This is a genomic window from Streptomyces sp. NPDC046557, from assembly GCF_040645975.1.
GTDB lineage: Bacteria > Actinomycetota > Actinomycetes > Streptomycetales > Streptomycetaceae > Streptomyces.
Map to the genome: position 1 here is coordinate 377,818 of NZ_JBEYZH010000001.1, position 13,479 is coordinate 391,296.

General features: G+C 71.7%; 11 protein-coding genes and 2 pseudogenes. 7 read left to right on the forward strand and 6 right to left on the reverse strand.

The window, feature by feature from the left end; all coding sequences use genetic code 11:
• Positions 1-26: 26 nt before the first annotated feature.
• On the reverse strand, positions 27-2,009 hold the full coding sequence (locus ABZ934_RS01875) for an amino acid transporter (protein ID WP_361307463.1): 1,983 nt from the start codon (positions 2,007-2,009) through the stop codon (positions 27-29).
• 171 nt (positions 2,010-2,180) lie between these two features.
• Here ABZ934_RS01875 and ABZ934_RS01880 point away from each other — a divergent pair, with 171 nt between their 5' ends.
• On the forward strand, positions 2,181-3,587 hold the full coding sequence (locus ABZ934_RS01880; RefSeq protein WP_361307465.1) for an MFS transporter: 1,407 nt from the start codon (positions 2,181-2,183) through the stop codon (positions 3,585-3,587).
• Here ABZ934_RS01880 and ABZ934_RS01885 read toward each other — a convergent pair.
• Positions 3,528-4,391, reverse strand: a complete 864-nt coding sequence (locus tag ABZ934_RS01885) for a class I SAM-dependent methyltransferase (RefSeq protein WP_361307467.1) — start codon at positions 4,389-4,391, stop codon at positions 3,528-3,530. The two genes, ABZ934_RS01880 and ABZ934_RS01885, sit on opposite strands and share 60 nt — an antisense overlap.
• Before the next feature lie 176 nt (positions 4,392-4,567).
• Here ABZ934_RS01885 and ABZ934_RS01890 point away from each other — a divergent pair, with 176 nt between their 5' ends.
• Together ABZ934_RS01890 and ABZ934_RS01895 are read left to right on the forward strand one after the other, a co-directional pair.
• Positions 4,568-4,780, forward strand: a complete 213-nt coding sequence (locus tag ABZ934_RS01890) for a hypothetical protein (RefSeq protein WP_361307469.1) — start codon at positions 4,568-4,570, stop codon at positions 4,778-4,780.
• A gap of 164 nt (positions 4,781-4,944) precedes the next feature.
• Positions 4,945-5,187: a hypothetical protein gene (locus ABZ934_RS01895; RefSeq protein WP_361307471.1), complete on the forward strand. Its 243-nt coding sequence runs from the start codon at positions 4,945-4,947 to the stop codon at positions 5,185-5,187.
• Between the two features lie 439 nt (positions 5,188-5,626).
• Here the strand turns inward: ABZ934_RS01895 and ABZ934_RS01900 are convergent, their stop codons facing one another.
• Positions 5,627-5,779, reverse strand: a complete 153-nt coding sequence (locus tag ABZ934_RS01900; protein WP_361307473.1) for a hypothetical protein — start codon at positions 5,777-5,779, stop codon at positions 5,627-5,629.
• On the opposite strand from ABZ934_RS01900, the gene ABZ934_RS01905 reads away from it, so the two are divergent.
• On the forward strand, positions 5,778-7,301 hold the full coding sequence (locus ABZ934_RS01905; protein WP_361307475.1) for an alpha/beta hydrolase: 1,524 nt from the start codon (positions 5,778-5,780) through the stop codon (positions 7,299-7,301). The two genes, ABZ934_RS01900 and ABZ934_RS01905, sit on opposite strands and share 2 nt — an antisense overlap.
• 88 nt (positions 7,302-7,389) lie before the next feature.
• Positions 7,390-9,012: an alpha/beta fold hydrolase gene (locus ABZ934_RS01910; protein ID WP_361307477.1), complete on the forward strand. Its 1,623-nt coding sequence runs from the start codon at positions 7,390-7,392 to the stop codon at positions 9,010-9,012.
• Positions 9,013-9,045: 33 nt separating this feature from the next.
• Here the strand turns inward: ABZ934_RS01910 and ABZ934_RS01915 are convergent.
• A pseudogene (locus ABZ934_RS01915) lies at positions 9,046-9,153 on the reverse strand (TetR family transcriptional regulator); the annotation flags it as partial.
• On the opposite strand from ABZ934_RS01915, the pseudogene ABZ934_RS01920 reads away from it, so the two are divergent.
• Positions 9,151-9,252: pseudogene (locus ABZ934_RS01920) on the forward strand (chlorophyllase); the annotation flags it as partial. The pseudogenes ABZ934_RS01915 and ABZ934_RS01920 overlap by 3 nt on opposite strands.
• Here the strand turns inward: ABZ934_RS01920 and ABZ934_RS01925 are convergent.
• Both ABZ934_RS01925 and ABZ934_RS01930 read right to left on the reverse strand, forming a co-directional pair.
• Positions 9,252-10,171, reverse strand: a protein-coding gene (locus ABZ934_RS01925) for an IS5 family transposase (RefSeq protein ID WP_361308667.1) whose coding sequence is annotated in 2 segments (ribosomal slippage) — positions 9,252-9,812 and positions 9,815-10,171 — 918 coding nt in all. Because the reading frame shifts where the segments join, the coding sequence is not laid out codon by codon here. The pseudogene ABZ934_RS01920 and the gene ABZ934_RS01925 overlap by 1 nt on opposite strands.
• Positions 10,172-10,390: 219 nt before the next feature.
• Entirely contained in the window at positions 10,391-11,209 is an 819-nt protein-coding gene (locus tag ABZ934_RS01930; protein WP_361307478.1) for a helix-turn-helix domain-containing protein, read from the reverse strand.
• A gap of 251 nt (positions 11,210-11,460) precedes the next feature.
• On the opposite strand from ABZ934_RS01930, the gene ABZ934_RS01935 reads away from it, so the two are divergent.
• Positions 11,461-13,443, forward strand: coding sequence for a putative Ig domain-containing protein (locus ABZ934_RS01935; RefSeq protein ID WP_361307479.1), 1,983 nt, complete (start codon positions 11,461-11,463; stop codon positions 13,441-13,443).
• Positions 13,444-13,479: the final 36 nt, after the last annotated feature.

Sequence of the window (13,479 nt, forward strand, 5' to 3'; positions counted from 1 at the left end):
GCGCCCCGAACGCGCCCCGGTGGTCCTCAGTCGCCGACGTGGATGCCCGGGCGCCGGTCGGGGCGGGGTTCGTGCTTGCGGATGATCTCCCGGGTGACGGGCGCGGTGTCGCCCCGGCCGAGCAGGAAGTAGCGGAACATGTGCCGCAGCGGGCTCCCTTCCGCCCACGCGAAGTAGCAGTGCGGCCGGACGCCGGTCGTGTCGCGCAGGGCGAGGAGGATCGCGGCTATGGCGTTCGGCGCGGCCGGTGCCTCGGCCCGCAGGACGCGGTACCCGTCGACCTCGACACCGCGAACGGTGAGGGTCTCGCTGAAGTCGGAGGGATCGACGACGTCGATCTCCAGGAACAGGACGTCGGCCGGTCCGGGGACCGGGTTGGTGCCGCGCTGCTCCCGTTCCTTGCCGGCGTACTCGGCCCGGTCCCCCGCCTCGCGCCGGTTGGCGATGATGTTGATGGCGTTGTCGTGGGCGAGGGTGTCGGTGACGAATCGGCGCGCCGTGTCGTCGAAGACGATCCGATCGGCCCGCAGTTCGGTGGTGCGCGAGACGCGGGAGACCAGGGACACGATGACGATGCCGGCGATGAACATCCCAGAGATGGTGATGCCGTCGGGCTTGTCGACGATGTTGGCGACGAGCGCGTAGAGCAGGACCGCGGTCAGTACCGCGAAGCCCGCGGTCGCGGCCCGCCGGCGGCGGCGCAGGGCCGAGACGGTGACGGCGAAGGCGCCGGAGACCATCATGGCGAGGATGCCGGTGGCGTAGGCACCGGCCTGGGCGTTGACGTCGGCGCCGAAGGCGATGGTGAGGGCGACGCACAGGACGGTGTAGACGAGGACGACGGGCCGTACCGCGCGGCCCCATTCGGGGGCCATCCCGTAGTCGGGCAGGTAGCGGGGCACGATGTTGATCAGGCCCGCCATGGCCGAAGCGCCCGCGAACCACAGGATCAGGATGGTGCTGATGTCGTAGACGGTGCCGAAGGCTTCGCCGACGTGTTCGTGGGCGAGCCAGGCCAGCGCACGGCCGTTGGCCGCGCCACCGGGTTCGAACTCCTTGTGCGGGATGAGGACCGTGGTGACGAAACTCGCCGCCAGCAGGTAGACGCTCATCACGAGCGCGGCCGTGGTCAGGAGCTTGCGGGTGTTGCGGACACGAGACCGCAGGCGTTCCTCGGGGTCGGCGCCCTCGGCCGCGACGAGCGGCATCATGCTCACGCCGGTCTCGAATCCCGACAGGCCGAGGACGAGCAGGGGGAACGCCAGCAGTGCCGGTCCGGCCAGATCGCCGAGGCTGCCTCCGCCCGCGGCGAGGGCGTCCGTCCAGGCCGACCATGCGCCGGGGGTGGTGAAAACGTCGACCGTGCCGACGCCGATGGTCACCGCGTTGAGGAGCAGGAAGACGGCGACCAAGGGGATGGCGACGCTGACCGCCTCGCTGAACCCGAGCAGGAACACGCCGCCCAGGAGCAGCAGCATTCCCACCGTGATGGCCACCTCGTGACCGTGGAGCGATTGGGGAAAGAAGGGGTTCTCCACGACGTGCACGGACGCGTCCGCCGCCGAGAGGGTGATGGTGATGACCCACGAGGTGGCGACGAAGCCCAGCAGGACCAGTACGAACAACTTGCCGCGCCAGAAGGGCAGCAGGTCCTCCAGCATGGCCACCGAGCCGGCACCGTGCGGACTCTCCTTCGTGACCCTGCGGTACATCGGCAGCATGCCGAACAAGGTGAGTGCGACGATCACCAGCGTGGCCAGGGGCGAGACCGCGCCGGCCGCGAGCGCGGCGATCGCCGGTACGTAGGCCAGGCTGGAGAAGTAGTCGACGCCGGTCAGACACATCACCTTCCACCAGGCGTGCGGCTCGTTGTGCCCCTCGCCGGCCGCCGGCCCGACCGGCTGTACCCGGTGGCGCAGCAGCCACCGTGCCAGCCCTCCACTCGGTTGTGGTCGCAGGGCGGGGCTGTCCACCACTTCCGGCACGGCCAGTTCGTTCATTTCCTTCATGTCCCCCATCAATCCTTCCGGAGCGGAACGCGGGGCGCGGCCACCGTCGCGGCCACGTCTGCGCGACGATCACCGAGTATGCGGCCTGCCGCGCACGCCGCCCCGGCCGGGGGCGCTCCGGCGCCGGGAACCCGGGTTGACCCCCGCCCCGAGGTCTGCCTATACATCACCATGTCTTCGAACGTGGAGCCGCAGACCGTCGGTGACCCCCCGAAACCCGCGAAACCCGTGAACCACCTGTACCCACCGGAATCCGCGCGATCCGCGACCCCGGCCCCCCGACCCCTCACGAAACTGAGGGGTTTTCGCTTTTTCCTCCTGTCCAGGACGATCTCCGCACTGGGTTCGTCCGTCACCGCGGTCGTCCTCCCCGTCCTGACGTACCAGCAGACGCGGTCGCCGCTCCTGCTGTCCCTCGTCGCCGCGTCGGGGACCCTGCCTTACCTGCTGTTCGGGCTGGTGGCCGGCGTGGTGGCGGACCGGGTCGACCGCCGTCGCCTCATGGTGGCCTCCGACGTGCTGAACGCCCTCTGCCTGGGCTCCCTCCCGGTGGCCGCCGCGCTCGGCGTGCTGACCGGGGTCCAGTTGATCCTGGTGGCACTGCTGTCGTCCTGCCTCGCGCTGTTCTTCGACGCCGGGGTGTACGGGTTCGTTCCCGAGACGGTGGGCAAGGAGAACCTCGCCCGGGCCAACGGCCTCGTCCACGGCGCGGAGTCCCTCGTCCGGATCACCGGCACGGCGGTCGCGGGTGTCCTGATGGTCCTGCTGGGCCCCGCCGACTCCGTGGCCGTCGACGCGGTGTCCTTCATCGTCTCGGCCCTCCTCATCCGGGCCGTCGTCCGCACGCCGGGCGGGAAGGCTCCGGCCGTCGCCCGCCCCGGTGTCAGGCAGTCCGTCGCCGAGGGGCTGCGGTTCCTCCTGGGGCACCGGTTGCTGCGCACCATGACCGTGGTCGGCACGCTGCAGTCCTTCGCCGGAGGCGCGATCGTCGGCCAGCTGGTCGTCTACGCGGACCGGGGACTCGGGCTCCACGGCACGGACGCGCGGATCGGGTACCTGTACGCGGCGTGGAGCGCCGGCGGGATCGGCGGCGCGCTGCTCCTGCCCCGGCTGCGGCGCCGGCTGGACGCCTTCCGCGTCCTCCTGCCGGCGCTGCCGGCGGGGGCGCTGCTGGGGCTCGTCGTGGTGTCCGTCCACGACTGGCGGGTCGCGGTGCCGGCGCTCGCCCTGTGGGGCTCGGCGTATCTCGTGGTGCTGGTCAACACGATGACCTACGCGCAGGAGGTCACGCCGGCGGAGCTCCAAGGCCGGGTGAACACCACGCGCCGGATGCTCTCCTCGGGACTGGGCGTCCCGCTCGGCGCGCTGGTGGCGGGGGCCCTCACCGTACGCTTCGGTGTACGTGTCGGGATGTCCACGGCGGTCGCCTCCGTCGCGCTGGCGGCGCTGTTGGTCTGGTCGGTGCGGGTGCGCCGGCTCGTACGGGGCCCTCGCCGCGCGGGTGAGGAACCGGCGGCCTCAGCGCTGCCCGGTGTCGGCGGTGGGTCGGCGGCCCCACACGGTGATCATTCCGGGTGAGAGGGCGGCGCAGCCGGGAGAGTCGAGGTAGCGGATCGCCGCGTCGATGTCCGCGTCGTCCACCAGTCCCGTCCCGGTCATGGCTTCTCGGGCCCGGTCCCAGGTGTCCGCCCAGAATCGGCTCAGCGCAGAGCCGGGTACGAGCGGCGGGACGTGGATCTCGGCGGCCACGGCCTCCAGTCCGAGACCGCGCAGCAGGTGCGGGTAGCGCGGTGTCCAGGAGACGTCGGTGCCGATGGTGTCGTGCAGGCCCTGCCACATGGCCTGCACGGCCCGGCTGTACGGGCTGGGGGGCGCGGTGTCGGAGGCCGGATCGACCGCGTCGCTGAGGACCAGTAGCCCGCCGGGGAGCAGCAGTTCGCGCAGGCGCGCCATCAGTCGGTAGCGGGTGGGCAGGTGCATCAGGACGAAGCGGGCGTGGACCAGGTGGAACCGCCCGGGGTCGAAGCCGGGGTCGGTGAGGTCCGCCTCCAGGAGGTCGAGGCCGGGCCGTGGGTGGGCGGCGAGGAAACGGGTGTCACGGTCGACGGCCAGCACCCGCGTGACACCGAGCTCCCCCAGCAGGCGCCGGGCCACGCTGCCCGTGCCTGCCCCCACGTCGAGGCAGGTCCAGCCGGGCCCCGCTCCCAGCTCCCGCAGCCGGGCGATGGTGGTGTCGTCGTAAACCAGCGCACCGAGGTCGATGCGCTCGTCCTCGCCGGCCTGCCCGGGCCGGAACACCGCCTCGCCGTACTGGCCGGAGCCGGGGAGGCCGGAGCCGAGGCCGGAGGAGCCCGCGGGTGTTCCACCGTCGGTCGGATGCATGTGAACACCGCCTCCCGTGCCCGTCGGGCGGGACGCCCGCGAAAGCCCGTTGCCCCCAGTATCGACCACGCGGGCGGGGAACGCGGCGGGGGACGACCGCCGCCGGGCCGCGTACCCGGGGTCAGGTCACCTATCCCGAGGTCAGGGGAGCGTCTCGGATACGCTCGCCTGTGCACATGGAGATCGACGATGTGCACCCGGACCTCGGAAGGCAAGCTCGCCATGCCGGAGGTCACCGGCATCACGCAGGGCGCCGACGCGCGCTGCTCCCACCGCTGTTGTGGGTGGTCTCGGCGACGCTGTTGGCCGCCCGCATCACCTTCGACTCCGACACCTTCCGGCACTGCCGTTACCTCGGCCCGTCCCCGCGGATGTACGTCACCTCGTGAGCCGGTCTCGCGTGCGCGCTCGGCTCCGTGGTTGTGTACGCCGCCCCGCGCCGCGCCGCGCGCCGGTACGGACCGTCGGCGTGGTCGACATGGCAGGGGCGGTGCGCGACGGTGTCCGTCCCGATCACACCGATATCCCTCGTGCTCCTGCTCATGGCGACTACTTGTTGCACACCCCGGATCCGAGCGACGGGTACGACTGCTCGGGCCTCCACGTCGCCGTCCTGGCCGTGGTCCCCTTCCTCAGCGGCTCCGCCCGCTCCGAGGCCGGCAGCCCGCCCGCCGTATCCGACGGCAGCGTCTTCGCGGTGGGCGCGCTGCTCGTCCTCACCCTCGCGGCGTCCTTCTACGTCATCGCCCGGACCTCCGACGCCCTCGCCCGCCGCGCCACTTTGGCCACGCCCTGAGGCGCCGCTCCCGCCCGGTCGCTCCTCCTACCGCCGACCCTCACACGGCCGGGGCCCGAACGTCGAGGTAGGCCCGCGGCGTGCCGCCCGAGCGCAAGGCCACCTCGACCCTGGCGTACTCGTCCACCCGGCGTCGTCGTCTTCGGAGGAGACAACCACCAAGAGCCGTACCAGCCGTGCGGGGTACCTCCGGAGGATGCGCAGTCGACCTGGCGTGGGCCAACGTACCGACCGCGACGCGACGCAAACCCCCGCAGCGGCGCGAAGCGCGCCATCCGGCCCGCGGCGTCGCACGGGGCTCCGGCGCCCGCACGGTCCGTGTGCGTGCATGCAACGCAGCCGGTATCGTCCCTTATGTGCGATCCGCCCGACCTGCGGACATGCGGTCGGGCAGCCGTGGATGCAGGCATGCCGGCGGAGGACGCGATCACATGGCACCTCACAGCATCAGCCCGCAGGGCAGCGGTCCGAACAGCGATCGGTCGTCCGGATCGGAGGCGTCGGACACGGAGGAGCCGCCACGGCGGTCGGCCCGGCCTTTCGCGCGTGCGTCGTCGGCCGGGGTGAACGCGGCAGCCGCCACGGCGGCCATGCTCCTGCTGACCGGCTTCGGCCCGGCACTCGGCGGCGGCCCAACGGCGGAACACGACGTACGCCCGTCCGTCCACGGAGCGCTCGACGCGGTCGCCCCGGCGCGGTTCGTACCCGGTCCCTGCCCCGAGACGTCCGCGCCGGTCCAGGCCCTGCGTCACGCACGGTGCGGTTTCCTGGAGGTTCCGGAGAACCGTGAACACCCGGGCCAGCGCACGATCCGGTTGGCCGTCGCGGTCATTCCCGCCACGTCGGCGAAGCCCGCCGACGACCCCGTGGTCTTCATGGCGGGCGGCCCCGGAGGCGACGCGTTCGACGACATCCCCCTCCTCGTCGACGCCGGTCTGAACCGCGACCGCTCACTGATCATCATGGCCCAACGCGGGAACCTCCACTCCCGACCGAACCTCGCCTGCCCGGAGATCGACCGGGCGTCCGCGCAGGCGGTCGGACTCCGCTACGACGAGCCCGCCGCGCGACAACTCCTGCTGCGCGCGACGAAGGAGTGCCACGACCGCCTCACCGCCGACGGCACCGACCTGAGCGCCTACAACACCACCGAGAACGCCGCCGACTTCGCCGACCTGCGCACCGCGCTCGGCATCCGTCAGTGGAACGTCTACGCGTACTCCTACGGCACCGACCTCGCCCTCACCTACGTGCGCGAGCACCCCCAGGGCATCCGCTCGCTGGCCCTCGACTCGGTCACGCCCCCGCAGACCGTGAGCCTGCCCTGGACCTGGAGCAGCGCCCACGAGGGCATCGACACCATCCTCAAGGCGTGCGCGGCGCAGCCCGCCTGCAAGAGCCGCTACCCCGATGTCGTCCGTACGCTGACGGAGCAGGTGAACAAGCTGGAGGCGCACCCCCTGACCCTCGACTCCGCCCCGCCGCGCGGCGGGAAGCCCGTGAAGGTCGTCCTCGACGGCGGGGCGCTGGTGAACCTGCTGGTCGGCAACGCCCTCCCGGCCGCCGACGTCCCGGCGGCCCTCGACGAACTCGCCCACGGGCACCCGGAGCGCTTCGCCCGGGCCCGCGCGGCGGGTGCGCTTGCGGCCGTCGGGCAGACGGCGTACGGCCTCACGGAGTCGGTGGCCTGCGCCGAATGGGCGCCGGGTTCCTCGGAGTCCGACCTGCTGAACGCCGGACGCAAGGCGTTCCCCGGCATGGTGGACACGGTCCTGGCTCAGGCTCCGCAGCTTCCGTTCCAGCACGAGCTGTGCCGGGTCTGGAACGTTCCCGACCGGACCGCCGTCCAGCGGGTGGCCACCGTCAGTTCGGTGCCGGCGCTCGTCATCTCGGGCACGTACGACGCGAAGACAGGGGCGAGTTGGGGGGCTCGTACGGCACGTGACCTGTCGCGCTCGACCGTCCTGCGCATTCCCGGGATCGGGCACTTCGTCGTCCCCCAGTCACCGTGCGCGCAGCGCGTACTGTCCTCGTTCCTCGCCCGCCCCACCGCACCCGAAACGAGCTGCGCGGCCGACGTCAAGCCCAAACCGTTCACGATCACCCCGAAGTAACGCTTCGGCCCGCCCGCACCCACCGCTACACCGACCGCCCGCACCGACCGCCCCGCACCGACCGCCCGACGCAACCGGGAGGCACCCGATGGCATCCGATGATGTGCCCCGCCGTCACCGCACCACCGTACGGCGCCTGCGCGCCGTACCGGCCGGGTTGGCGACCGGCATCCTCGTCACCGGCCTCGTCGCGGTGCCCGCCCACGCCGCAGGCGCCGGCCCGTCCCCCGGCTCGGCGACCGGAGCGGCGATCGGCACGACCGCCGGGACGGCGGGCGACGCCCGCTACGACCCCGGACCCTGCCCGAAGACCCCGGACCCTGTCGCCGCCCTGAAGACGGCCCGCTGCGGAACGCTCACGGTCCCCGAGAACCGCGACAAGCCCGACGGCCGGAAGATCAGACTCGGTGTCGCGATCGTGCCGGCGGCCGCGCGACAACCGAAGCCCGACCCGGTCGTCTGGCTCGCCGGAGGCCCCGGCGACGACGCCGTCGGGGAGATCCCGCTGGCGCTCGACGGCGGCCTGAACCGCGACCGGGACGTCGTCTTCATGTCGCAGCGGGGAACGTATTCGGCCGACCCCGCGCTGACCTGCCCCAATGTCGACGAGTTCAACGCCCGCGCGGTCGGCCTCGTCTACGACGCGCCGTCCACCGGACGCCTGCACGTCGACGCGACGCGGGCCTGCCGCGAGCGACTGGCCGCCCGCGGCGTGGACCTCGCCGCCTACAACAGCTCCGAAAGCGCCGCCGATTACGCGGACTTGCGCGTCGCGCTGGGCGTCGACCAGTGGAACGTGTTCGGCATCTCCTACGGCACCGACCTGGCCCTCGTCTACATGCGGGAGCACCCGGAGGGCATCCGCTCCGTGGGCCTCGACGGCGTCCTGCCCCCGTCCACGGCCGGACCCGCCCTCACCTGGGACAGCGCGCGCGAGGGCTTCGACGGCCTGTTCCAGGCATGTGCGCGGCAGCCCGCCTGCAACAGCCGCTACCCGAACCTGTCGGCAACCTTCGACCGCCTCGTCCGGCAGCTCGAAGCCCGACCGGTCACCACCACCGTCTCGCTCCCCGGCCGGCCCCAGCCGGTGAAGGTGGTACTGGACGGCGGGGCATTGGTGACGTGGCTGACCTCCGCGACCCACCTCGCGGCCGGGGTGCCCCGTTCCCTCGACGAGCTGGCCCACGGCAAACCGCAGCGGATCGCGCGGCAGTGGGCGGGCGGCAAGCTCAGCCCCCAGTCCGTCGGCAGGGTCTCCCACGGGCTCGCCTACGGCGTCTTCTGCCGCGAGTGGATCCCCTTCGAGAGCGAGGCCGAGGGACTGCGCGCCGGGCAGCGGGCGTTCCCGTCGTACCCCCGCTCCGTCCTGGCCCAGGCTCCACAACTCGCCTTCCTCCACGCGGACTGCGACGCCTGGCACGTTCCCGCCGCGCCACGCTCCATCCGCGACGTGACGCGCGGCGACATCCCCACCCTCGTCATGTCGGCCGGCTTCGACGCCCAGACCGGTGCGCGCAACGGCCCGTACGTCGCCCGAACGCTGAGCCGGGCCACCGTCGTCACCATCCCCTACGTCGCCCACGTCGCCTTCGCGGCCTCCCCGTGCGCGCAGGACATCACCCTCTCCTTCCTCAACACCCCGACCGCCCCGAAGACAGGGTGCGTCGCCACCCTCAAGCCACCCGCGTTCGAGATCGCCCCGAAGTCCTGACGCGTCCCGTGCGCACGCCGTCCTCCCGGGTCGCTACCGGGACCCCAATCCCCTGAGGAGCAGTTCGACCAAGCGTCGGGGGTCGTAGCGGGGGTCGCTGTCACGCCCGATACGGAGGTTGCCGATGCCCCGCATCAGTTGGAGGTGCGCGTCTCCGCGCCGGTGACCGGGGCCCGGCTGCCGGTCGTCCTCCTCTCCCACGGCATGGGCCGCTCGAACAACCTCTCCCCCTTGAACGGCTAGGCCGTGTCTGACGGCTCTTTGATGAGGTCGCGGAGCCAGATGACTATGGCTGCGGTTGTCAGGGTGCCGTGGAAGATGTAGTCGCGTTTGTCGTAGCGAGTCGCGACGGCCCGGTGCTGCTTCAGCTTTCCGATGGTGCGTTCGACGGTGTTGCGCTGGCGGTATTGCTCGCGGTCGAAGGCTGGGGGTCGGCCGCCGGCCCGGCCGCGTCGTCGGCGGTTCGCGCGTTGGTCGTCCGGCTGCGAGATGGTTGTTTTGATGCCGCGTTTGCGCAGGTAGGTGCGGTTGGCGCGGCTGGAGTACGCCTTGTCGCCGCGGGCCCGGTCCGGTCGGGTGCGGGGGCGGCCGGGACCGGTGCGGGCCACGTTCAGGGCCTGCATGAGCGGGATGAACATCGGGCTGTCTCCGCGCTGGCCGGGTGAGGTCAGCCAGATCAGGGGCCTGCAACGGTCGTCGGCCAGCAGGTGGATCTTGCTGGTCAGTCCGCCCCGGGAGCGGCCAAGGGCCTCGCGGCCATCTCCGTCCACACGCGCGCCACCCCCTTTTCGGGGTGGTCGGTCGGGGGAGCGTGCCGGGCTCCGGCCGCGTGCTGGTGGGCCCGGCAGGTCGTCGAGTCGACATTCACCGCCCACGAGCCATCCGCGTCCTGGGCGGTGGCGTCGGCTCCGGTCTGGAGGGCTCGCAGGATCTTCGACCAGGTGCCATCGGCCGACCAGCGGCGGTGGCGTTCGTAGACCGTCTGCCAGGTTCCGTAGCGTTCGGGCAGGTCACGCCAGGGAATCCCGGTCCGTGTCCGGTAGAGCACACCGTTGACAACGGTGCGGTGATCGGCCCACCGCCCGCCCGGGTTTCCGGTCTGCGGCAGCAGTGGAGCTATACGGTCCCACTGAGCATTCGTCAGTTCATGCCGACGCACCATGACGACTTCTTGCCCGGAACAGCGGTAGATCCACCACCCGGGCAAGAGCCATCAGACACTGCCTAGGCCGACCGGTCGGGCGCGGTGCGGGCGCCCGGCGGAAACAGGGGACTGATCCTCGCGGTGTCGGCAGGGCGGGAGCAGCCGGGCGCCGGGCCCGGCGCAGCCTGCCTCGGCGCCCTCGTCTCGCTGACGGCCGGGGTGTGACCGACCAGGCTAGCGGGAGCCGAGGTCGGCCACCGTCTCGGCCTGGTCCCAGACCGTCAGGAACGACATCCGCAGGCAGGCCGCGAGGGCCGGGTGCTCGATGTAGAGGGCGGTGGTGGCCCGCGTCTCGGCCATCGGGTCGGGCATGTCACACAGGACCATGGAGGCGTCGGCGACGATCAGCTTCAGGGGGAGCTCCCGGGTGAAGCGGGACTCCTCACCGGCCCCGCCGAACCGATTGACGTTCTCCAGGACTTCCGCGTCGCCAAGGGCCTCGTGGGTGTAGACGGCACGCGCCCTGCCCCCGGCCCGACGCAGCCTGCGGACGGCCTCGATCCCCTCGTCGTTGGCCGCCGGGGCGACGAAGGGAGGCTTGCAGAAGCTGAGCAGCTCCTGCGTCGCCTGCTCCTGGATTCCCGCGAAACGCTCGGCGATCGCCTTGGGATCGCGCAGCACTTCGATGTAGTCGAGCGGGTCGGTGTGCGTCTGGCCGGCGGCCCAGACAGGGGCCAGCGCCGCGGCGAGGGCGACCGAGGCGCGTTCCATCCGCTCCAGCGACTCCCTCTGCAGGGCCATGAGCCGGGCGAGGGCCGGCTCCGGCGCCACGGCGGAGAAGGTGGCCACCCGCCCGGGGCGCAGGACGGCGAGGTTCCGGCGTACCAGCGCGTCGAGCACGTCGTACACCCGCTGGCGGGGTACGTCCGCGGCGCGCGCGACCTGCGCCGCGGTGTACGAGTCGCGCCTGACCAGCGTGAGGTAGACCCGTGCCTCGTAGCGGGAAATGCCAAGCGCCACAAGGTCGTTGACCGCGCTGTCGTCCAACTCCATGGCAGCACACGGTATACCCGGAGATGACTGACCGAAAGCAATCCTTTGCCCTTGCCGGGTAGCCCCTTGGGGCCGGCGTCACTAGGTTCTGCGGTGGCCACCACAGGACGTGGTGGCAGTTCGTCAGATCAATGAACCTGTGCCACTCGTCAGCCGCGGCGTTCCTCGTGATCAGAAATGACATGAACCTGCCACGCATGAGGACCCCATCCCACGCCGCGGCGATCCCACCCCCCATGGAGGGCCGTTCATTGCACTCGAAATCCGTCACCCGCGTCAGAAGCCTGGTCGCGGTCGCGGCCCTGATATCCGGCGGCTTACTCGCCGTCGCCTCGCCGTCCACGGCGTCGACCGGGCCCGCGCCGACCGCCTCATCGGCCGTGCACACCCAGCGGCTCTGCTCGGAGCCCGTGAAGGCCGGTTTCATGGCCTGCCACGCGCTGGCCCGCACCGACGTCAAGCAGCAACTCAGCCTCGCGCCGAACATCCTGCCGTCCGGCTACGGACCCACCGACCTGCAGAGCGCGTACGCCCTGCCGGCCTCGGCCGGCGCCGGCGCGACGGTCGCCATCATCGACGCCTACGACGACCCGAACGCCGAGTCCGACCTGGCGGCGTACCGCTCCCAGTACGGCCTGCCGGCCTGTACCACCGCCAACGGCTGCTTCAAGAAGGTGGACCAGAACGGCGGCACCTCCTACCCGACAGCCGACTCCGGCTGGGCCGGCGAGATCTCCCTCGACGTGGACATGGTCAGCGCCGTCTGCCCGTCGTGCCACATCCTGCTCGTCGAGGCGAACCAGCCGTCGATGGTAGACCTCGGCGCCGCCGTCAACCGCGCCGTGACCATGGGGGCGAAGTACGTCTCCAACAGCTACGGCGGCGGCGAGGACTCCACCGACCCGACCTCCGACTCCTCGTACTTCAACCACCCGGGCGTCGCGATCACCGTCAGCTCCGGTGACAGCGGCTACGGGGTCGAGTACCCGGCGGCCTCCCAGTACGTCACCTCGGTCGGCGGCACTTCGCTGACGCGGGCGAGCGGTACCTCCCGCGGCTGGTCCGAAGCCGTCTGGGGAAGCAGCGCCGGCGGCAACGGCGCGGGCTCCGGCTGCTCCGCGTACACCACCAAGCCGTCCTGGCAGCAGGACAGTGGCTGTGCCAAGCGCACCGTCGCCGACGTCTCGGCGGTCGCCGACCCGGCCACCGGCCTCGCCGTCTACGACAGCTACCAGGCGAGCGGCTGGAACGTCTACGGCGGCACCAGCGCCTCCGCGCCGATCATCGCCTCCGTCTACGCCCTCGCCGGAACCCCGGCGGCGGGAAGCTACCCGTCGTCGTACCCGTACGCCCACACCGCGTCCCTCAACGACGTGACCGGTGGCGCCAACGGCTCCTGCGGCAGCAGTTACCTCTGCACCGCCAAATCCGGCTACGACGGCCCGACCGGTCTCGGCACCCCCAACGGCACCGCCGCCTTCACCGGTGGCACGACCGGCGGCAACACCGTCACCGTGACCAACCCCGGCAACCGCTCCACCACCGTCAACACGGCCGCCTCGCTCCAGATCCAGGCCACCGACTCCGCGAGCGGCCAGACCCTCACCTACAGCGCCGCCGGGCTCCCGCCGGGCCTGTCCGTCAACGCCTCGACCGGCCTGATCAGCGGTACGCCGACCACCGCCGGCACCTACAACGTGACCGTCTCCGCCAAGGACACCACCAACGCGGCCGGCAGCGCGTCCTTCACCTGGACCGTCACCCCGACCGGCGGCGGCTGCACGCCCACGCAGCTCCTCGGCAACCCCGGCTTCGAAACCGGCAGCGCCACCCCTTGGACCGCCACCACCGGCGTGGTCGACAACGGCAGCGGCGAGCCCGCCCACTCCGGCTCCTGGAAGGCATGGCTGAACGGCTACGGCTCCACGCACTCCGACTCGCTCTCCCAGTCGGTGACCATCCCGGCCGGCTGCCACGCCACCCTCAGCTACTACCTGCACATCGACACGGCTGAGACGACCACCGCGACTGCCTACGACAAGCTGACGGTCCAGGCCAACTCCACCACCCTGGCGAGCTACTCCAACCTCAACAAGAACAGCGGCTACGCGCAGAAGTCCTTCGACCTCTCCTCCTTCGCGGGGCAGACGGTGACCATCAAGTTCAGCGGCGCCGAGGACTCCAGCCTGCAAACCTCGTTCGTCATCGACGACAGCACCGTCAGCACCAGCTGATCCGCACGTGAAGGGGGCGGGCCCGGACCGCAGGCA